Origin of the sequence: Vibrio plantisponsor, assembly GCF_013041605.1 — a bacterium.
Lineage (GTDB): Bacteria > Pseudomonadota > Gammaproteobacteria > Enterobacterales > Vibrionaceae > Vibrio > Vibrio plantisponsor.
Window position 1 is genome coordinate 279,592 of the sequence record NZ_JABEQC010000001.1, and the last position, 19,223, is coordinate 298,814.

A 19,223-nucleotide genomic window follows, 5' to 3' on the forward strand; every position below is an offset into this window, starting at 1 on the left:
TAGGCGCGGTTCTAGAGCAAAAAGTCCACTTACGTAACACAATAAGCGGATTTGCAGCGTTTAGCGCTTTACATCTCTAAGATGTAGTACTGTATTCCACTAGACTGCGCTGAAAGCTAACTCTGCCCCTCTGTTCAAACGCATCATTATCAATACCGCTAAGATCATGACGACAGCCGCGATAAAAAATCCTAGTTGAGTCACACCAAAGTGGCTCAAAAACGCAATCGCTACGTAGCTAATGCTTTGTGCTAGGGTCGCAAACATTTGCAAGCCACCATCCGCTCGGCCACGTTGGTGAATGCTGATACTGTGATGCATCCAGTTTGTCCGAGCGATTCTATTTAATGCGTTAAAAGTGCCAAAGAAAAAGGTGAATATCAGTAATACTAGCGGTGTCGGTGACATGCTCATTCCAACAAGCATGAGCGCAGCCAGACCCATTGCGCCAATCATGATTCCCTGATGAGAGCCCAGCCCTAACAGTCTGCCAACCATCAAACCCGTGATTAACGATCCCATACCAAACGCGATGTTATACCCAGCAAACCAGTCGCCAGAGATACCCGTTTCAGCAAACCAAATCGGCACCAGCTTAGTCAGGAAGGTCAGAATGGGGTAACTCAACGCAGAGAGCATTAAAAAGGCGTAAAAATGGGGTCTTTGAGTAAAAATGTCTCGGCTCTCTTTCATTTGTCCAACAAACGACACAGAACTAGACTGTCGCAATTGTCGGCGATAAGGCGTCAATATGTAGCTAATACTCGCGATAGCAGATGCTATTGCCGCGAATACAGAAAACTCCAGCATTCCCCACATTTCGAGTAATACAACGCCTAATGCACCAGAACCTAACGTCGTTCCCTGCATAATCACTTCCTGTTTGCCGGAAATGACCGCATATTCATGCTGATGGAAATTTTCCTGAGTAAACGCATTATTGGTTGCCCAAGCTAGATTACTGGACGCCCAAAACACCAACTGCGCAGCCGCAAGTAGCCAATGCGACTCGTATCCAGCCCCATAAAACACCGCAACAAAGGCAGCCGTCCCTGCTTGCACAAACTGTACGACTACCAGTAACTGCTTTCTCGAATGTCGGTCAATCAAGGTGGAAAAAATCGGTGTTAGGAAAAACGAAACTGCCGTACATGCCAACGCCACTATCGCGACGAATGCCCCCATGTTGGGAGTTGACAGCATGGCCCAAGGTAACGCCATCATAAACAGCCCTGACGATACACCATCAAAGAAGCGCCCTGTTAGATAAGCGTTGGCACGCGTTTTTTCTGTTGCTTCCATATTTCTATTCCATCTGCTATTAATTTGCAGTCAGGCTAATACCTCAAGTTAACTTTAGGTAAAGCGTTATTTGCCTATAATTTAGATAAATAGCGAGAGCAAATGGAGAGTTATATATGGAAATGACTGTCGGTGAAGTGGCTAAACGATCTGGAGTAAATGTTTCCACTCTGCACTTCTACGAACAAAAAGGGCTGATCTTCAGTTGGCGTAATCAAGGTAACCAACGCCGATATCATAGAAATGTTCTGCGAAGAATCGCCGTGATTAAAGCGGCGCAGATGGTCGGACTGACGTTAGAAGAGATCTCTGCCTCATTGGCAGATTTGCCGAAGCATCAGGCACCCAGCCGTCAACAGTGGGAGCAAATGGCTTCGAGTTGGAGTGCGATGCTCGAGCACCGTATTCAACAGTTACAAGCGTTGAAAAACGATCTTGGTGGCTGCATTGGTTGCGGTTGTTTGTCGATGGAGCCGTGCGTCATTTACAACCCGCAGGATATTCGAGCAGAAATCTTTGAAGACAAAACTCGCCTGACCAATCCTGAAGAGTGGTCTGGTGAAGTAGAGACACCAAACTGATAGCGATTTATTCATCAAGGGGTGGATGATTGTTCATCCATTCTTCAATGGTTAAATAGGCCTTGCCGCCACTTTGGACAAATGGGCTGGATTTATCGACATTGACCAACGCATCGTCAGCGACGTTTGCCATCGTGAACCATTTGGGTTCTGTTGTGAGATAGACAAATCGGCTGCTACCCGCTCCAGGAAGATAATTTGCATCCGCAAAATCCCCTTTCGGAACAGAGCTGGTCGACGTTGGATAGTAATCAACACCAATACTCATCAGCAGTTCGGCATCCGCATCGGCACTATCAAGCCAGGCTTGGGTGCGTACAAATACACCAAGCACATTATTCCCATCGAAAGCGACTTTACTGCTTCCACCATGCAAGATATCCGGATGCTGAAACTCGTAATAGCCAGAACTGTCATCAGGTAGCGCACTGCCCAGCCAAGTCACAATATCGGAGTCGTAATATGATGCCCAAGTGGTTGGCGTAACAGTCAATTGCTCCCATTTAGCATGGCTGACATCACTGCCTTTCAACAACCAAATTTCAAAATCGCTGTAATAGACCTTCACGTTTTGGTCGACATTAGTGTTAGATTCAAAAACCGTAAACCAGCCAGTCAGCGCATTCCAAGAATCGGCTGTTTTTAAGCTGTCATCAAGGATGGAATTTGCCCACCAGCTTGGCGCTGCATCCCCTCTAGGTAGCCCTTGAGTAATATGTCCCGTTTTCGACCAACTGGCATCTGCAGAAGCGTTTAACAAGGTAGCTTGGTTCGCTTTAGTCATGCTATCCACAACATCCGTTGCAAAGGCGGAAGTTATCTCGGAAGTATTTGTATCTGGAGAGTCTGACTCTTCGCCACCACAGGCTGAAAGCAACAGCGATAAAGCCAGAGCTGGGATAATTTTTTGCATGAGAAAGCAGTAACTTATAGGTGAGGAAATACACCGCTAGATTACCACTAACAAAACAGTAAACTCTAATGTATGTAGGCTGATTAAGCCAATGCTGACAAACGATTAAGCTCTTCTTTCGCCTACTTCGATCAGTGCTTCTTCCGAAGTTGCCAACGTTTCAATATCGTCTTGTTCAATAATACGGGTTTTCTTCCAGCTTCCACGCGCATACCAAGCCACAGCGACCAGTGCGACAAGTATGTTGGTAACAGCAAAAGACCACCAAATGCCCTTTTCAGCTAAGTAGGTATGTTTAGAAAGAATATAGGCCAGAGGGAACTGGAACACCCACTGAGTGAGTAAAGACAGGATCATACTGTTGGTCATATTTCCCGAAGCACGAAACGCCGACATGATCGAAAGCTGAACACCAATGAAGCCCCAAGATAAACACATTACCTTGAGGAACTCGGCACCTTGTTCAACCACTAGCGGATTGTCGGGGATGAAAAATCTCACCACGTTTGGTGCTAATAAATACGCAAACACACCGATAACCGTCAACATGACAAAACTCCAAACCGAGCCAATAACGGTAATTTTCGCAGCACGATCAACACGGTTAGCACCTAAGTTTTGTCCAACAAGCGTAGATACGGCCATCGCTAACCCCATTGCAGGGATCGTGATCAACTGGAGGATATTCGAACCCACCCCATACGAGGCTATCGTTACAGTTCCAAAACTCGCTACTAAAAATGACATAGTAATGAGCCCTAGCGCCCGTGCTGAAAGCTCTACCGAACCCGGAGCACCTAAAAAGAAGGCGCGTTTGATGTAGGTCCAGTCAGGTGATAAATCTCGCCATGTTAAATGAATGCCGTGTTTGCCTTTGGAAAGAATATAAAAACCAGTGAGAGCAGCAAGAGCTTGAGTGACAAGCGTTGCCAGCGCCGCGCCCGATACACCTAAACCATCGAAGCTGCCGATACCAAAAATAAACAATGGATCTAACACAAAGTTAAGCAGCACCGTACCAAACACGATATAGAGCGGCACTTTGACTTGCCCAATGCCTCGCATCAATGCTTGAAACATGTTGTAGACAAAGACAAAAATCACGCTAACAAAAGAGATGCGCATAAAGCTGAGAGCATTGGTGTATACCGCTTCTTCAACACCCAATAACTTCAAGAAGTAAGGTGAAAGCAAATAGCCAAGAAAGCCCAAAACAACCGAGGTAATAAACACCATCAACATGGTTTGCCCAGCAACATGGTTTACCTTGTCATACTGTCTTGCTCCCATGTATTGAGCGGTCAGAGTCGCACCAGCCATTGCAAGCCCGGCACCTAATGCAATTACAAGGAAAGTGACTGGCATACTCACTGAAACGGCAGCCACTTCGTTAGCGCCCAAACGGCCGACCCAGAAAGCATCCGTCAGTTGATAGGCTGACTGCAAAAGTTGTCCGAAAACAATGGGAATGGCGAGTGACAAAAGCGCTTTATTGATAGGACCTTCAATCAACTGTTGTGTTTTTGCCATGCTCACCTCTCTTTTTCGATTCATGTCACGTTTATCATAGCTCGACATTGAGGCAAGAAGGACAAATTAAGGAAAAGAATAAAGAGTTTTTAGTAATACTTGGAATTGAAAACTAAGGGGATTTGGCACTAGATAGGGCAAAAATTGAAATCTGGAGAGTGAATATCAATTTTTTATACATGACGATGTCATTCGAACTAAAAACATATAAATGTTTTAGCAATAGAATTCCATCCTACTTACGCGGCAGTTTTAAGAAGCAGTAATAATGTGCAAATTTAAAGATTGAACAATTTTTCTTGTTCTCTTTCTAACAAAATATCTTCAATTTTTCTTCTTGTTTCATTTAGCGATGGTTTTTTATCAACAATGGATTCTTCTTGAATTTTTTTCTTAGCTTTTGTCTTAGTTTGTTTGCTTTTATTCATGCTTCTTCTTGCTCATCAATAATTAGTGAACTAAAAAAGTTCCTAATTGGTGCCCTTGGCTAGAAAATATTTCACCTTCATTTGTTGTTTCACAAAATGAAAAGTGAAGATCATCTTCGAATGTTTGGAGCTTAATTAAAGTGTGTCTCTTTAACACATCGCTATTGAGCTGATGGATCTTGGCAGACCACTGTACATTTTCTTGGTGCAAGTGAAAATCTATTTTAAACAAACGGATATGCATCCTTAGCGGATTTTTTATCGCGCTTGCTATAGTACCAGTAAAGCTGGCGACTTGTTCTTCTAGTCATAAAATACTTCAGATAGTGGAATTAAATAAGGGGAAGGGATCTTTGGGAAAGAAATAGGAGGTGATGGCGACACCTCCTACTTTAAAACTTATAGTGGTGATACGTTAGCAGCTTGAGGGCCTTTGTTGCCTTTCTCAATTACGAAGCTAACTTTTTGACCTTCGTTTAACGTTTTAAAGCCTTCAGCAGCGATAGCGTTAAAGTGAACAAATACATCAGCGCCGCCGTTATCAGGAGTGATAAAGCCAAAGCCTTTAGTTTCGTTGAACCACTTTACAGAACCAGTTGTTTGGTTAGACATATATATACCTCGATAAAATTAATTAAAAGTCGTAAACAAAAACTACTTTATGGAATATGAAGAAAAGTTATCGCAGGAATATGACGAGAAAATCGCAAGAGAACTGAGAAGAGACTTGTACTTAATGTTTCATTAATAGCTCATGCTTAAGAGCTGCAGCTACTATACACCTTGTGTGCTAAATAGACAGCGTTATTTTCATATATTTCAAATATATTTATTTCTTCAAATATATATTCTCCTTCATTATTACTCTTCAGCCCATGCTGCTACTCAGTTCTTTCCTATATCGACGCCATAAAAATTAAGCATAAATTACTGACAAAAACACCCAATAAACTGGCTCAATGAGTATAATCAGGTACTCAGAGATTTTGTCGAACAGGCAATTCGCTTCAATTTTCACGTTCAATGAGTTCAAACAAGATGAATAATTTTACTTACTTCAACCCCACTAAAGTCCACTTTGGTAAAGGTCAAATTGCGACTCTAAAGCAAGAAATTGCACCGAACAGCCGAGTTCTCATGACCTATGGTGGCGGCAGCATTAAGAAAAACGGTGTTTACGACCAAGTCATCGATGCACTTAAAGATTGCACCGTATTTGAATTCAGCGGTATTGAGCCAAACCCACATTATGAAACGCTGACCAAAGCGATTGAACTGGCTAAACAAGAGAAGGTAGACCTTATCCTTGCGGTGGGTGGCGGTTCAGTGATTGACGGTAGCAAGCTTATTGCTGCGGGTGCCTGTTATGAAGGTGATTACTGGGACATCATTACAACCGGCGGTAACTGCGTGAAGAAAGCACTGCCATTAGGATGCGTATTGACGCTTCCGGCGACGGGTTCAGAGATGAACCGTAACAGTGTGGTAACGCGTGCCGCAACTCAGGACAAGCTCTCTTTCGGCTCTGATTTGGTTCGCCCTGCGTTCTCTATTCTCGACCCAGAAACGACCTATTCTCTCCCAGCTCGCCAGATAGCAAATGGTGCAGTAGACAGTTTTGTTCACATCATGGAACAGTACATGACCTACCCTGTAAACGCGAAAGTCTCTGACCGTTTTGCTGAAAGCTTGCTACTGAATATTCTCGAAGATGGTCCGGTAGCACTGGAGAAGCCAAATGATTACGAAGTGCGTGCCAACCTAATGTGGACAGCGACAATGGCTCTGAACGGCACATTGAAAAATGGCGTTCCGTCAGACTGGGCTACTCACGCAATTGGTCATGAACTCACGGCGCTATTCGGCTTAGATCACGCGCAAACACTGGCAGTTGTAATGCCCTCACTGTGGCGCTACAAAAAGGAGCAGAAGAGAGGCAAACTGCTTCAATACGCAAAACGAGTTCTAAATATCACCGCCGGTAGTGAAGACGAGCAAATCGAACTTGCGATTCAAAAAACAGAACAGTTCTTCACCTTAATGGGCAACCCAACCACGCTTTCTGCTTACGGGTTGGATGAATCGGCCATTCCAGCGGTGAAGCAAAAACTTATCGAACACGGCATGTTAGCGCTCGGTGAACACGGCGACATTACTCCCGATGACGTGGTAGAGATCCTCAAGCTCGCACTGTAATACGTTCACCCTTCGAAGAAGGGATATTGGGATTTAATAGAAAGAAGCGGCATAAGCCGCTTTTTTACTGCATAAAAAAAGCGCCTTTGATTTCTCAAAGGCGCCGCTATTTCATTCCTATAGGGGTGAATGAATCAGCTTAAATCGATGTCTTTGCTACCGAAGAAATATGTGCTTAGGAAGCCGACAATGTAAGAGATTACCAGACCTGTTACGAACACCATCATGCCTGTGAAAATGCCGTGGTGAGAGGTCATCAGAGGAATCGCAACAATACCCGATGGTCCAAATACCGTGTTCAGGCCCACAGGTAATCCTAGGTAAGAAACCAAACCAATGAAGAAGCCGCCTGCTGCACCACCAATACACGCTGTCACGAATGGTTTCACGCGAGGCAGTGTGACACCGTAAATCAACGGTTCGCCGATACCCAAGATGCCTGGGATAATCGCACCTTTAATCTGAGTACGTAGCACCGCTTCTTTCTTCGCTTTCACATAAAGAGCCAGTGCTGCACCAACCTGACCGCCACCCGCCATTGCGAGAATCGGGAACAGAGAGTTAAAGCCCTGAGCTTCCATCAGCGCGAAGTACACTGGCACAAAGCCTTGGTGAATACCAAACACAACTGATATCAGAAACAGACCCGCCAAAATTGCAGCGCCAAGTGGGTTGTCATTCAGGTTCAAGAATAACCAAGACATGCCTTTAAATAGCTCACCACCAATTGGCATGATCACCACATAAGTTACTACACCCATGATAAGCAGGGTCACTACTGAAGTTAGGATCATATCCAAATCATCAGGCATATAACGACGAACTCTGCGTTCAACCTGTGCACCAACAATTGCAGCCAGCAGAACACCGATGATGTTGCCGCGCGGGTCAATGGTGTAACCGAAGAACTCACTCATTCCCGAATAAATGCCAGAAGTCGCTTCTGGGTTGTAGCCCAACACAAACAATGAAGCCAGAATCGCCCCGTTGACGCCTGAACCACCAAAAGCTTGCTGAGCGTTGTAACCAATCAGAATACTTAGGAAAGCAAACAGACCTTTACCAAACACCTTCATATAGGCAATCAAGTCGACCATAAACTGGCTAGGCTCTTGCCCAATAACAAAGATTTGCTCTAACAAAGTCGCAAAGCCAAGCAGCAGGCCAGCTGCGATAAAACCTGGGATCAGTGGAGTAAAAATAGTCGCAAATTTGCTTAGAAAACGTTGCACTGAACTGGTTTGTTTACTTTTAACTTGTTTCTTCTGCTCTGCCGCAATCGAAGATAAGTCTTGATGTGCTGGCGCTTCACCGCCAGCGGTTAAACTGTCAATCAGCTGATTCATCAAATCAGCCGCTTGTTGTGCTTTCCCAGGGCCAAGGATGATTTGGAATTGCTCATCACTTTCCACCACACCAAGCACGCCCGGAATTTGTTTAATCGCAGCTTGCTCAGCAACCGCATTGTTTGCCAGAGTCAAACGAAGACGAGTCATGCAGTTGCCGCAGTTGCTGACATTACTGCTACCACCCACCGCAGAGAGGATCTGCGATACCATTGTTTCGGTAATCTTTGCCATAAAAGAGTCCTTAATTAGCAGAGAAGATTATTTATCGTTAAGTGCAGCGCGAATAAAACCCTTGTGCTGCTGAAGTTTGGCGGCTGCCTTTTCGGCATCCAGCCCTGCAAGAATCATTAGAATGGCGGTTTTACAGTGACGACCACATTCGTTGAGTGCTTTTTCCGCTTCTTCACTCGATGCGCCAGTCGCTTCCACCACTATGTTGGTTTGGCGCTGAATCAGTTTGGCGTTGGTTGCTTCCACATCCACCATCAGGTTGCCAAACACTTTACCGCTGCGAATCATCGCGCCTGTTGTCAGCATGTTCAGCACCAGCTTTTGCGCTGTACCCGCTTTCATGCGTGACGAGCCTGTCACCACTTCTGCACCAACAATCGGAAGAATCGCAATTTGCGCCGCATCTGCCATTGCACACACAGGATTACACGCCACAGATACTGTGGTTGCCCCAACTTGTGTTGCGTACTCTAAACCACCCAATACATAAGGCGTACGCCCACTTGCGGCGATACCAACAACCACATCTTTGTTGGTTAAGTTCAGATTTTTTAAATCACTTTGTGCTAAATCTCGGTTGTCTTCTGCGTTTTCTACTGCTTTTAGAATCGCTTGATGACCGCCAGCAATCAGACCGACAACCATATCCGGAGATGTGCCGTAAGTCGGAGGACATTCACTCGCATCCAAAATACCCAAGCGCCCTGAAGTGCCCGCGCCCATGTAGATCAGTCTGCCGCCTTGGGCAAATGCTGCTGTAATCGCATCTACAGCTTGAGCAATCTGCGGAAGTACCGCTTCTACTGCAAGCGCAACTTTTTGGTCTTCTTGGTTAATCACTTTCAGCATTTCTGTGGTTGAAAGGGTATCAATCTCAGCGCTTGCTGGATTACGGCTTTCAGTAGTCAATCGACTTAAATCAATTTTCATTAGGCATTACTCGATGGGATTATCTGAGGGGGATTCTATGGAATAAAATATTCCTTTAAGGTGACAAAAATCACAGTTAAGGTTATTCTTTAACCTGTAAAACTGTGGAATAATTGCTGTCAAAACAATGGTCAACCGTTTTTGAAATAGGAAATATTTACATAAAAACATAGAGATATAATCAAGCAGTATTATTTCTAGTTTGGAATAATTTATTCAAAATAATTGAGTTTATGTTATGTCCGTAAGCAATAAAATCATCGCGAAACGCAGTCAACTTTCTCAAAGTGGTCGTCTGGTGGCTGACTGGATTGTTGAAAATGCCGCAAAAGCTGCATATATGACGAGCCAAGAAGTGGCTCATGAAGCACAGGTGAGCCAATCAACGATCGTTAAGTTCACTCAGCGCTTAGGTTTCAAAGGATACAGTGAGTTTAAACTTGCACTATCTGAAGACATTGGTCGTAAGCAGGCAATTACTTCGACACCGCTGCACAGCGGGATATTTGCCGATGACCCTCTTGCGGTCATTGCACAAAAGCTGATCAAAGCCAAAACCGATGCCATGATTCAGACCACCAATGCACTCTCTTTTGATGCCTGTAATCAAGCTGCGCAATGGCTGAGTGATGCTCGTACCGTGCAAATTGTCGGTATTGGTGGTTCGGCCCTGACGGCGAAAGATCTCGGCTATAAACTCTTAAAATTGGGCATCACAGCCTTAACCGAACAAGACAGCCATGTGCAGATTGCAGTTGCTCGAACCCTGACAGAAAAAGATGTGCAGATAGCCATCTCCTTTTCTGGAGAGCGCAAAGAAATTCTGGTTGCAGCAGAAGCGGCCAAAGAACAAGGCGCAAAAGTAATAGCACTGAGCTCACCCAATAAAAGTAAGCTCAGACACATCGCGGATATCACCTTCGATACGATAGCCGATGAAGTGGAAAACCGTAGCTCGGCTATTGCATCTAGAAGTGCGCAGAACGTGATTACGGATCTTCTGTTCATCTATCTGGTTCAGCTTCGAGATGAAAGTGCCCGACAGATGATCAGTGATATCTCTTCTGATATTCGTCAGATTCTTTGATCGCTATGTCGAAGGGTTTGCAGACTTAGCCACAAACATTTGTTTGTAAGATTTGAACTCTAGGTCACTTTCAGTAAGCCCAAACTGACTCGCTAAGTTCAGCAGTTCAACGCGGTAAGTTTCGAGTTTACTTTCATCATCCGTCATGATGGCAAATTCTGCGAAGTCGCCAATACCGTCCAGTGAATCCACAGTAATATGAAAATTGTCCACAAAGTAAATGCTGCGCGTTTTCATCGCCTGCAAGCTGACGCGATATCCCAGATTTTGCAGCATGCTCTTCGCGTTGTCGGCATCGGTAATATTGGTCGCTTCACATCGGTCTGCTTCAGGGCCTTTGACTATCCATAACTTGATACCTGAAGGCTCCATAGTGCGGATGCATAAGCTTTTGTTCTGAGCTTGGAGCGCATTGTCAGGCGTATCGAAATACCAGTCTCGCTCAGCGTTGTCTTCTAGCATAGTTTCATGAGGAAGCCCCTTGAGAACATCGAGAAACAGTGCTTTTGACGCAATTCTGAACTTCAACTCAACTTCGTATTTACCTTTAAAGTGTTCACTACTCATTAGAAATACATCTCCGAACAAAAAACCATACTAGCACTTGAGCCTCAACGATAAAGCACAAAACTATCTTTTTTAACTACTTAGCCGACTCTGAAGGAAATCTACCAACACTTTTAACTGGTTTGGAATGAATCGGGACTGCGGGTATTGAGCCACAATTTGTCCCTGATAACGACTGAGTATTTCCCATTCAGGGAACAGTTCTACGACCGCCCCCGACCGAACTAGTTTAGCGATTGAGAACTGAGGAAATATCGAAATCCCCATTCCTCGAAGTACAGCATCTTTGCGAATATGGGTGTGGTTCACCGCCAGTCGCCCATCGACCGATACGCTGCGAACCGTCTGGTCTTTGCGGAACTCCCACTTTCGGTCAAATGTAGACTCTCCCAAACGAATGCATTGATGGTTTGCCAACTCTTCAGGCTCAGTTGGGTAACCATGCTCATTTAAATATTCATGACTTGCACATAAAACCAATCGGTTTGTCCCTAGTACTTTAGCAACCAAACCTTCTACAGGCTTTTCTGTAATGTGGATGATCATATCTACTTCATGCCCAACGGGATCGATAAAGTGGTCTTCAACAATAAAATGCACAGTGACTTTTGGGTATTGCTGGAGAAAATCGAGAATAATCGGTGAAAGCACTTGGCTTGAAAACGCTCTTGGTGCCGCAATCCGAATCTCTCCAGATACTTCATCCTGTGACGAATAAGCAGCATCCGTTGCCAAGCGCGCAGATTTGAGCATATCGACACACAAACTGTATATCTGCTCTCCTGAAGTACTTAAACGCATATTGCGAGTCGTGCGCTCCAGTAGCTTTTTGTTCAGCGCGCTTTCCAGTTTCGAGATAGATCGGCTCACCGAAGAAGGAGCAACGCCAAGCCTTTCTGCTGCTTTTGAAAAACTCCCCTCTTCAATAACCACTACCAATGTCGCCATCTCAGGCAACAAAGTAATCAGCTTATTCGTGTCCATAGCGCAAAAATCCTTTGCATATCCTTCTATTGTTCCAAATAACGTACTAGTGGATAGTGATTCAGTCAATTTGGATGTACAGAAAAGGAACAACACAGTGTCGAGTCTAGTGATTAAAAGAAGCATTTCGTTAGTGACCATGCCCGAACTTTTACTACTGTTGGTAGCGATTGTTTGGGGCACCAGCTATGGATTAACCAAAAGCGCCATCGCTTTTACAAGTATCTCTTTATTTATTGCTATTCGATTTGGGCTCACGTTCCTTCTGCTTCTTCCTGTAGTCGTAAAAGATTTTAAGCAAGGCAAAAACAAAGATTGGAAAGTGGCGCTTCCAACGGGAGCAATTTTGGCACTGATATTCTTTTTTGAAGTGTACGGTGTATCTCAAACAACCGCTTCTAATGCTGCCTTCCTCATTAGTTTGAATGTGATATTTACCGCCTTAGTCGATAGTCTGCTCAGCAAAAACAAACCAAGCCAAAGCCTGATGTTGCTGTCGGTGATCAGTACTGTTGGCGTGCTTCTTCTCACATACCATCAAGATTTCGGTATTTCACTTAACAGTGGCGATCTCTGCATTCTCACAGCCGCAGCTCTAAGAGCTCTAATGGTAACCATGACCAAAAAGCTCACAGACAAAAAGCAGATAACCAATACAGCGTTAACCTGTATCCAAGCCTTCGTCGTTGCATTTAGTGCTTATTTAGTCGGTACTTTAATCACAAAAGAGCCCGCCACCCAAATCCCTTACGATAGAGAGTTCTGGCTAATTACGGCTTTTCTGGTGCTGTTTTGTACCCTGTTTGCTTTCTATGCGCAGAACTACGCGGTAAGGAAAATATCACCCACGAAAGCGTCACTGCTAATGGGCAGTGAACCCCTATTCGGAGCCATCTTCTCAATGATGTGGTTAAACGAAACGTTGACCTACGTTCAATGGTTGGGCGCGTCGATTTTGCTGGCTTCTGTGTTGGCTGCATCGGTCAACAAACCAGACAAGATTTAAAGCTCTTGAGTCACTTAGCCCACATCATAATGGCTGGGACATTCTGATCAGGTCCCAGTTCTTACCTTTGAAGTAACGTAAGCCACTGACTGTTTCATAAGGCTTAAAACCCAGTTTTTCATAGCAAGCAATCGCTGAATGATTGTGCGCGAAAACCGCGAGCGAGAGGGTTTGTGGTTCATCAACCATTTTGGCCTTAACGATAGCTAGCTCAAGCATAGTGGCAGCATAGCCTTTACCGCGACATGTCGGGTGAATAAACACTCGACACAACCTTTGTTCGCAATCCGACACTTTAAACAGCTCAATAAAACCCACCATCTCGCCATTCACCACAAATAAAAACGGTGTTGGCGCCTGTTTTCCATAGTGCGTTTCAAGTTGCTCAACCGTTAACGGGTATTCAAACTGAGGTCCACCCCAAAGGTAATTCAACTCGTCTGAATCAATCCATTCAATCAATAATGAATAATGCTGAGGCTCAAATTCAATCAATTGGGCGTTTAAATCACGTTGCTGTTCTGTTTCCATTTTGCATTCTTACTCAATGTTCCATATGAACCCAACACTATTGGAGTTCTAACAAAATGCAAGTTGAACAGACTTCAAGACAGCGCGACCGATTTCACTAACGCCCATACTTTTAAGCCTTGGGTGAGGTTCAGTTCGTACAGCGATTTTAGGGTGATTTTAGAGAGCAGACGCTGTTGATTTTCCAGCTCTAACACCACCAGCGCCTGTCCATCTTCGGCAAGAGTGGTCTGAATATCGATGATGGTTGCGCGAAAGCGGTTTAGCACTGTGGAAAACTTAGGTTCTTCAAGAGAAAGCCCTACATCGGATGCCAGAATACGACAGCGATAAGTAACACCCTGCTCGGCAATGTACCCTACCGCCCATATGGTTAAACCGTCACAATCCAGTTCAGTCATCCGATTTTCATGCATCGCAACCACATTGGTATCAAACACACTGCCAATTTCATCACCGAACAGTGCATCAAATTTAGGGTCAGACATAATGCTGTGGGCACTGCCACTCGCCAGTATCGATCCTTTATCAAACAACACAATGTGATCCGCGAGTCGTGCCAGTTCTTGCATGGAATGAGTGACGTAGAGAATAGGCAGATCTAATTCTCGATGCAGACGTTCAAGATAAGGCAAAAACTCCTGTTTGCGAGGTTGGTCGAGTGCTGACAGAGGCTCATCCATCAATAGAAGTTTAGGGCTTGTTAGCAAAGCTCGCCCTATCGCAACGCGCTGCTTTTCCCCACCAGAGAGCTGAGCCGGATAGCGATTTAACAGCGGTGTGATACCCAGAAGTTCTGTCACTTCATCAAAACTGACGTGCCGCTTATTGACCGCAATACGTTTTGCACCGAACTGCAAGTTCGCTTCCACTGTTAGATGAGGAAACAAGCCCGGCTCTTGAAACACATAGCCTAAATCGCGCTTATAAGTAGGCACAAATTGTTGGCTATCACTGCACTGCCACACCTCTCCCGCAACAGACACTTTGCCCTGATCCAATTTTTCTAACCCAGCAATCGCTCTGAGGCAAGTAGTCTTGCCGCAGCCAGAATGACCAAAGAACACTGTAATGCCCTGCGCGGGTAGAGTCAGGTTGGCGTCTAAACTGAAATCCGCATAACGAATAGTCAACTCAGCGGTAATGTGCGACCTAGAGACAGACATAGGCATCTACCCTAGCCTTTGCTGATGTTTTTGGTTTAACCAATGAATCAGCAACAAAGCGACAAATGAAAATGCCACTAGCCCGCCAGACAAGATATGTGCATTAAGATATTCCAACGCTTCGACATTGTTATAGATTTCAACCGACATAACCCGAGTCTGTCCCGGAATATTCCCACCTATCATTAACACCACACCAAACTCGCCGAGCGTATGACAAAAACCCATGATGGCAGCTGAAAAGACTCCGGGCCAAGCCAAAGGCAAGGTGACATTGAAAAAAGTATCAATTGGAGAAGCTCGAAGTGTGGCGGCCACTTCCATCGGTCTTCGACCAATAGCGAGAAATGAATTTTTAAGAGGCTGAATAACAAAAGGAAACGAATGTAAGGTACAGGCGATGGCAATGCCAGTGAACGTAAAGGGCAGTTGGGCAACGCCAAGTTGATTTAAAGTTCTTCCAACCCAACCAACCGGTCCCAACAACAAAAGCAGATAAAAACCTAGAACGGTAGGCGGCAAAACTAATGGCAACATCAACACTGCTTCTACTACACCTTTCACGCGCGAACTAGAATGGCAGAGCCACCACGCGATCGGGACACCAAGCAGTAGCAGTGTCACCATAACCACAAAGGCTAGTTTGAGTGTGGTTGTTATCACCACCGTATCGACGACTAACATAGCGCTTTGCCTCTACCTTCAGTGCCACTTAATTCACTACTGCAAGTAGCCAAAGCTAGAGACAATTTTCTGAGCGAGCTCCGTTGAATAGTATTCAAGGAAAGCATCAATTGCGACTTTATCAACACCGGATTTGAGCGTTACCGCAGCCTGTTCAATCGGTTCGTAATCGGATTCTGGAACTTCCCAGAATGAACCGCCGATGTATTGACCATTTTTAAACACTTGAGATTTAGCCACCATCCCTAACTGCGCGTTGCCAGTAGAGAGAAATTGATAAGTAGGATTCAAGCCTTTACCCATCACGATTTTCGGCGTCATGCTCTCCCATAATCCCATTTTGGTTAACGCTTGTTGAGCCGCCAAACCGTACGGCGCAAGTTTAGGGTCGGCAATGGCGAAGTGGGTGTAATCACCTGACAGCATGTGCTGTTTTACGTCATAGTTAGCTTCATTTGACCACAGTACCAATACCCCTTTCGCATAAACAAACTGCTCGAAACCCAACCCTTCATTGACCAATTTTTCAGGGCGAACGGTATCTGCAGCAAGAAACAGATCAAACGGAGCGCCGTTCACAATTTGGGCATACAACTGCCCTGTAGAACCTGTACTGACATTCAACTGAAACCCCGACACTTTGGCAAAATCTTCTACCAGCATCTGAATAGGTCCATAAAAGTTATTGGCAACCGCTAAGGTGCCATCTTCTGCATGAACAGATAACGAGCCCAAAATAAGACTGACAAAACAGAGTGAACGCACAATAAAACCTACAATAACGCGATGAAATCCTTTCATTTATTTATCCTTACCTAAACATCAAAAAACGAAGCTTCAAAGAGGTCTCTTTCTAACCTGCAACCTCGCTGTCACTGCCTAAAAGAAACAGGGGCAAAGAGAAAAGTAGAGCTTCAACTGCACAGTGGATCAGAGTGCAATAACTGGCTAATCCACTGCTTTTGCAAAAATTGGCGCGCACGTTGCTCATGCTTTCTTTGCAAAAACGGATAAGCTTCTTCAAACGTTGCGGTTCTAGCGCCCTTATGTTGATGCACACGCACCAGATGAAAGCCGAGCTCGGTCTCAATCACCTCACTCACTTCGCCGTTGTTCAAATCAAATAGGCTTGCGGCAATTTGTGGGTAGAGTTTGGTCTCTTCACACCAGCCTAAATAGCCGTTAGACATGGCACTCGGGCATTCCGAATACTTCAATGCCAGCGTGCCAAACGCGGTGTACTCGCACTGCTTTTTTACATCGTGGATACGACGCCAAGCTTCATCGCGATGATTTTCTGAAAACTCGTCGTTAACCGTGATGAGAATTTGGCTCATTTCCCACACATTGCTACGGGAAAACTCATTCGGATGGGTGTTGAAATATTCCATCGCTGTTGCAAGTTCAAGCTCTGGAATGTCTTGAGAAATAAGCTCCATGACTTTTTCACACTTCAGTTCTTCACTTAAAACCTGCTTGAGCTGACCTTCTGTCAAATGCTGCCCCTGCATCGCAGTTTTGAACTCACTGTGGGATTGATAGCCTTCAACGAGCTTGTCAAAAGCCGCTTCAATTTCGAATGCGGATACTGAAACAAGATTGGCTTCACTGCTACCGAGTATGGCTTTTTGTACCCGAAACAGACGTTCAACTTGCTCATCCACTTTGACCCTTTGCATGCTTGAAAGCCATTCAGGGTTAAGTTTGTACATATCGGTGGCGATTTTGGCGGTTAAATAATTGCGTTGATAAGCTTCCATGCTTTCCTCCCTAATTAAGCGACAGGCTCCAGTCGGGTTGAATCGAGTTTGACTAAGTGCGCACCAAATTTAACTTCGAAACTCACCGTGCCATCTTCTAAGTCTCGATAGACTCGGTGAACCTCAATCACATCGCCCTTATTGGCTAATGGTTCACCAAACATACGTAAGCTACAGGTCAGTTTGGCTTTGTCTAATGAGCGAAAAAGACATGGAACCCAAGCCAATTCAGCATCGATCACTTCGCTATCTCGTACTCCGATCACTCGATTTTGCGTTGGAATAAATACCTGATAGATCACCTGTGTTTGCAAGAAATATCCGTAGCTACGAACAATGCCGACGCTTCCTGCTTCCACTAACAAGTCCCCTTTAGCAAAGTCCTGAAAGCTACCGTCATTACGGATATTACGCACAATTCTGACTTCGCTTCCTGGAGCAAAACGCACTGTGTCGGAGGCGTAATCCATGTCCATTTCGTTCACTCCTGTTCACCAGATTCACTGCAATCGGAGGCACAGCTAGCGCAACCACCTGCCGAGATCATAGGCTCATGCCCTAAGCTGATTTGCTTATATGCCAAGCGAAGCGACTTCTGATAAGTGGCGTAATCAGCGTTTGGTTTGCAAGCCAATAACTTCTGAAACAAGCGCAGCAGTGGTATATGTTTTTTCTCCACCAGCTCTGGATCGTAATCAACAACGAAGTAGTCGAGAAAATCTTCTGCGGTTTCCAACAACGCCAGTTGCTCGGTGAAATCACTCTCTAACTCTAAATACATACCTGTAGCCCTACGCGATTTGCTGGTGATGGATGGCAAACTCGAGCAGATCGTCAGTGGTCGGAACGCTTTTACGCCGCTCAGACCAAACACGAAGCTGCTGTTTTATCTGCTCGCACTGCGACTCAGTGAGCACTATCCCCATATCGCGATAGATACGCATAATGGCACTGACGCCGGAATGCTTGCCTAAGACAAAGTGGTGTTCGCGCCCCACTAATGAAGGCGAGAAACCCTGATAGTTATTGATGTCTTTCAGCAAGCCATCAACGTGAATTCCCGACTCATGGGTGAACACCACATCGCCTGTGATCGCTTTTTGCGCTGTTTGAGGTCGCCCAGAAGCCAGATGTACGTAATTGCAAATGGTCGGTAGCTGGCGCAAATCAATGTTGCTAGGTGTCTGCTGCAACACTGTAAGCGCAACAGAGATCTCCTCCAATGCCGCGTTTCCCGCACGTTCTCCTAATCCATTTACCGTAGTGTTCACTGACGCAGCACCAGCACGAATGGCGGCTAACGAGTTCGCCGTCGCTAACCCAAGATCGTTGTGCGCATGCATTTCAATCTCTAGATCCGTATGGGCATGTAACTGAGTGATAACGTGGTAAGTCGAAAATGGGTCAAGGATGCCGTTGGTGTCAGCAAAACGAACTCGTTTTGCACCGCAACGTTCCGCCACTTCTGCAACCCGATAAAGCATATCGACCTCTGCACGCGAAGCATCCTCCATTCCCACGCAAACCTTCAAACCTGCATTTAACGCTTGGCTAATCACTCTTTCACAACGCTCAAACAACGCTTTAGGCGTCAGATTGAGTTTGCTGCGGATCTGCTGACTTGAGACTGGAATAGAGAGATCCACCCAATTTAAACCAAGACCGGAAGCGCAATGAACATCGTGCTCCAGCATCCGACACCAGCCCATAGTTCGCGCAGTACTAAGGGAGTGGCACACTGAACTAATGACGTATTGCTCTTCCGCTCCCATTGCGGGAATGCCCACTTCCAATTCAGGCACACCCGCCATTTCAAGCAGCATCGCAATATGCATTTTCTCTTCTATGGTGAACGCCACACCAGGTCCCTGCTCACCATCCCGAAGCGTGGTGTCATTAATAATGACTGACCTATGAATGGGTTCTGCTATCCCTGTAACCATACATGCACCATCCCTTTGCTCACTGATATTTAATC

General features: G+C 45.3%; 21 protein-coding genes. 4 read left to right on the forward strand and 17 right to left on the reverse strand.

Annotated elements, in window-relative coordinates:
• Positions 1 to 99: 99 nt before the first annotated feature.
• Positions 100 to 1,302 (reverse strand): MFS transporter, encoded by a 1,203-nt coding sequence (locus HKI82_RS01415; protein WP_171136969.1) that lies wholly within the window; start codon positions 1,300 to 1,302, stop codon positions 100 to 102.
• Between the two features lie 116 nt (positions 1,303 to 1,418).
• On the opposite strand from HKI82_RS01415, the gene soxR reads away from it, so the two are divergent.
• Positions 1,419 to 1,883 (forward strand): redox-sensitive transcriptional activator SoxR, encoded by a 465-nt coding sequence (gene soxR / locus HKI82_RS01420; protein WP_171136970.1) that lies wholly within the window; start codon positions 1,419 to 1,421, stop codon positions 1,881 to 1,883.
• A 7-nt stretch (positions 1,884 to 1,890) separates the two neighbouring features.
• On the opposite strand, the gene HKI82_RS01425 is transcribed toward soxR, so the two are convergent.
• The 4 genes from HKI82_RS01425 to cspE form a co-directional block, all read right to left on the reverse strand.
• Positions 1,891 to 2,796, reverse strand: coding sequence for a hypothetical protein (locus HKI82_RS01425; RefSeq protein ID WP_171136971.1), 906 nt, complete (start codon positions 2,794 to 2,796; stop codon positions 1,891 to 1,893).
• Positions 2,797 to 2,901: 105 nt separating this feature from the next.
• Complete coding sequence (locus HKI82_RS01430) at positions 2,902 to 4,326, reverse strand: MATE family efflux transporter (protein WP_171136972.1); 1,425 nt, start codon at positions 4,324 to 4,326, stop codon at positions 2,902 to 2,904.
• A 278-nt stretch (positions 4,327 to 4,604) separates the two neighbouring features.
• Complete coding sequence (locus HKI82_RS01435; RefSeq protein WP_171136973.1) at positions 4,605 to 4,754, reverse strand: hypothetical protein; 150 nt, start codon at positions 4,752 to 4,754, stop codon at positions 4,605 to 4,607.
• 399 nt (positions 4,755 to 5,153) lie between these two features.
• Positions 5,154 to 5,366 carry a transcription antiterminator/RNA stability regulator CspE gene (gene cspE, locus HKI82_RS01440; RefSeq protein ID WP_042479407.1) on the reverse strand — a complete coding sequence of 71 codons (213 nt, stop codon included), beginning with the start codon at positions 5,364 to 5,366 and terminating at the stop codon, positions 5,154 to 5,156.
• Positions 5,367 to 5,792: 426 nt separating this feature from the next.
• Between cspE and HKI82_RS01445 the strand changes: the two genes are divergently transcribed.
• On the forward strand, positions 5,793 to 6,950 hold the full coding sequence (locus HKI82_RS01445; protein ID WP_171136974.1) for an iron-containing alcohol dehydrogenase: 1,158 nt from the start codon (positions 5,793 to 5,795) through the stop codon (positions 6,948 to 6,950).
• A 134-nt stretch (positions 6,951 to 7,084) separates the two neighbouring features.
• On the opposite strand, the gene murP is transcribed toward HKI82_RS01445, so the two are convergent.
• Together murP and murQ are read right to left on the reverse strand one after the other, a co-directional pair.
• Positions 7,085 to 8,530, reverse strand: coding sequence for a PTS N-acetylmuramic acid transporter subunit IIBC (gene murP / locus HKI82_RS01450; RefSeq protein WP_171136975.1), 1,446 nt, complete (start codon positions 8,528 to 8,530; stop codon positions 7,085 to 7,087).
• 27 nt (positions 8,531 to 8,557) lie between these two features.
• Complete coding sequence (gene murQ, locus HKI82_RS01455) at positions 8,558 to 9,460, reverse strand: N-acetylmuramic acid 6-phosphate etherase (RefSeq protein ID WP_171136976.1); 903 nt, start codon at positions 9,458 to 9,460, stop codon at positions 8,558 to 8,560.
• Positions 9,461 to 9,698: 238 nt separating this feature from the next.
• On the opposite strand from murQ, the gene HKI82_RS01460 reads away from it, so the two are divergent.
• Entirely contained in the window at positions 9,699 to 10,547 is an 849-nt protein-coding gene (locus HKI82_RS01460) for a MurR/RpiR family transcriptional regulator (RefSeq protein ID WP_171136977.1), read from the forward strand.
• A gap of 3 nt (positions 10,548 to 10,550) precedes the next feature.
• On the opposite strand, the gene cyaB is transcribed toward HKI82_RS01460, so the two are convergent.
• Entirely contained in the window at positions 10,551 to 11,114 is a 564-nt protein-coding gene (gene cyaB / locus HKI82_RS01465) for a class IV adenylate cyclase (RefSeq protein WP_171136978.1), read from the reverse strand.
• A 72-nt stretch (positions 11,115 to 11,186) separates the two neighbouring features.
• Positions 11,187 to 12,098 carry a LysR family transcriptional regulator gene (locus tag HKI82_RS01470; RefSeq protein WP_171136979.1) on the reverse strand — a complete coding sequence of 304 codons (912 nt, stop codon included), beginning with the start codon at positions 12,096 to 12,098 and terminating at the stop codon, positions 11,187 to 11,189.
• 97 nt (positions 12,099 to 12,195) lie between these two features.
• Here HKI82_RS01470 and HKI82_RS01475 point away from each other — a divergent pair, with 97 nt between their 5' ends.
• On the forward strand, positions 12,196 to 13,104 hold the full coding sequence (locus HKI82_RS01475; protein WP_390632568.1) for a DMT family transporter: 909 nt from the start codon (positions 12,196 to 12,198) through the stop codon (positions 13,102 to 13,104).
• Between the two features lie 24 nt (positions 13,105 to 13,128).
• Here HKI82_RS01475 and HKI82_RS01480 read toward each other — a convergent pair whose 3' ends face one another.
• From HKI82_RS01480 to nifV, 8 genes are all read right to left on the reverse strand, one after another.
• Positions 13,129 to 13,635, reverse strand: a complete 507-nt coding sequence (locus tag HKI82_RS01480) for a GNAT family N-acetyltransferase (RefSeq protein WP_171136980.1) — start codon at positions 13,633 to 13,635, stop codon at positions 13,129 to 13,131.
• A 74-nt stretch (positions 13,636 to 13,709) separates the two neighbouring features.
• Entirely contained in the window at positions 13,710 to 14,801 is a 1,092-nt protein-coding gene (gene modC, locus HKI82_RS01485; protein ID WP_240956623.1) for a molybdenum ABC transporter ATP-binding protein, read from the reverse strand.
• Between the two features lie 6 nt (positions 14,802 to 14,807).
• Positions 14,808 to 15,485 carry a molybdate ABC transporter permease subunit gene (gene modB / locus HKI82_RS01490; protein ID WP_171136982.1) on the reverse strand — a complete coding sequence of 226 codons (678 nt, stop codon included), beginning with the start codon at positions 15,483 to 15,485 and terminating at the stop codon, positions 14,808 to 14,810.
• 36 nt (positions 15,486 to 15,521) lie between these two features.
• Entirely contained in the window at positions 15,522 to 16,286 is a 765-nt protein-coding gene (gene modA / locus HKI82_RS01495; RefSeq protein ID WP_171136983.1) for a molybdate ABC transporter substrate-binding protein, read from the reverse strand.
• Positions 16,287 to 16,399: 113 nt separating this feature from the next.
• Positions 16,400 to 17,245: a peptidylprolyl isomerase gene (locus HKI82_RS01500; RefSeq protein WP_171136984.1), complete on the reverse strand. Its 846-nt coding sequence runs from the start codon at positions 17,243 to 17,245 to the stop codon at positions 16,400 to 16,402.
• A gap of 14 nt (positions 17,246 to 17,259) precedes the next feature.
• Complete coding sequence (locus HKI82_RS01505; protein ID WP_240956624.1) at positions 17,260 to 17,721, reverse strand: nitrogen fixation protein NifZ; 462 nt, start codon at positions 17,719 to 17,721, stop codon at positions 17,260 to 17,262.
• A gap of 5 nt (positions 17,722 to 17,726) precedes the next feature.
• Positions 17,727 to 18,026 carry a nitrogenase-stabilizing/protective protein NifW gene (locus HKI82_RS01510; RefSeq protein ID WP_171136985.1) on the reverse strand — a complete coding sequence of 100 codons (300 nt, stop codon included), beginning with the start codon at positions 18,024 to 18,026 and terminating at the stop codon, positions 17,727 to 17,729.
• 10 nt (positions 18,027 to 18,036) lie between these two features.
• Positions 18,037 to 19,188, reverse strand: a complete 1,152-nt coding sequence (gene nifV, locus HKI82_RS01515; RefSeq protein ID WP_102939939.1) for a homocitrate synthase — start codon at positions 19,186 to 19,188, stop codon at positions 18,037 to 18,039.
• Between the last annotated feature and the right edge of the window lie 35 nt (positions 19,189 to 19,223).

Excerpts from the sequence above, each read along its gene's own strand:
- murQ (WP_171136976.1), bottom strand. The coding sequence starts at position 9,460 with ATGAAAATTGATTTAAGTCGATTGACTACTGAAAGCCGTAATCCAGCA.
- HKI82_RS01505 (WP_240956624.1), bottom strand. The coding sequence starts at position 17,721 with ATGGACATGGATTACGCCTCCGACACAGTGCGTTTTGCTCCAGGAAGC.
- modA (WP_171136983.1), bottom strand. The coding sequence starts at position 16,286 with ATGAAAGGATTTCATCGCGTTATTGTAGGTTTTATTGTGCGTTCACTC.
- HKI82_RS01435 (WP_171136973.1), bottom strand. The coding sequence starts at position 4,754 with ATGAATAAAAGCAAACAAACTAAGACAAAAGCTAAGAAAAAAATTCAA.
- modB (WP_171136982.1), bottom strand. The coding sequence starts at position 15,485 with ATGTTAGTCGTCGATACGGTGGTGATAACAACCACACTCAAACTAGCC.
- HKI82_RS01470 (WP_171136979.1), bottom strand. The coding sequence starts at position 12,098 with ATGGACACGAATAAGCTGATTACTTTGTTGCCTGAGATGGCGACATTG.
- murP (WP_171136975.1), bottom strand. The coding sequence starts at position 8,530 with ATGGCAAAGATTACCGAAACAATGGTATCGCAGATCCTCTCTGCGGTG.
- HKI82_RS01500 (WP_171136984.1), bottom strand. The coding sequence starts at position 17,245 with ATGGAAGCTTATCAACGCAATTATTTAACCGCCAAAATCGCCACCGAT.
- HKI82_RS01415 (WP_171136969.1), bottom strand. The coding sequence starts at position 1,302 with ATGGAAGCAACAGAAAAAACGCGTGCCAACGCTTATCTAACAGGGCGC.
- HKI82_RS01460 (WP_171136977.1), top strand. The coding sequence starts at position 9,699 with ATGTCCGTAAGCAATAAAATCATCGCGAAACGCAGTCAACTTTCTCAA.
- HKI82_RS01510 (WP_171136985.1), bottom strand. The coding sequence starts at position 18,026 with ATGTATTTAGAGTTAGAGAGTGATTTCACCGAGCAACTGGCGTTGTTG.
- HKI82_RS01430 (WP_171136972.1), bottom strand. The coding sequence starts at position 4,326 with ATGGCAAAAACACAACAGTTGATTGAAGGTCCTATCAATAAAGCGCTT.
- modC (WP_240956623.1), bottom strand. The coding sequence starts at position 14,801 with ATGTCTGTCTCTAGGTCGCACATTACCGCTGAGTTGACTATTCGTTAT.
- cspE (WP_042479407.1), bottom strand. The coding sequence starts at position 5,366 with ATGTCTAACCAAACAACTGGTTCTGTAAAGTGGTTCAACGAAACTAAA.
- HKI82_RS01425 (WP_171136971.1), bottom strand. The coding sequence starts at position 2,796 with ATGCAAAAAATTATCCCAGCTCTGGCTTTATCGCTGTTGCTTTCAGCC.
- HKI82_RS01445 (WP_171136974.1), top strand. The coding sequence starts at position 5,793 with ATGAATAATTTTACTTACTTCAACCCCACTAAAGTCCACTTTGGTAAA.
- nifV (WP_102939939.1), bottom strand. The coding sequence starts at position 19,188 with ATGGTTACAGGGATAGCAGAACCCATTCATAGGTCAGTCATTATTAAT.
- HKI82_RS01480 (WP_171136980.1), bottom strand. The coding sequence starts at position 13,635 with ATGGAAACAGAACAGCAACGTGATTTAAACGCCCAATTGATTGAATTT.
- cyaB (WP_171136978.1), bottom strand. The coding sequence starts at position 11,114 with ATGAGTAGTGAACACTTTAAAGGTAAATACGAAGTTGAGTTGAAGTTC.
- soxR (WP_171136970.1), top strand. The coding sequence starts at position 1,419 with ATGGAAATGACTGTCGGTGAAGTGGCTAAACGATCTGGAGTAAATGTT.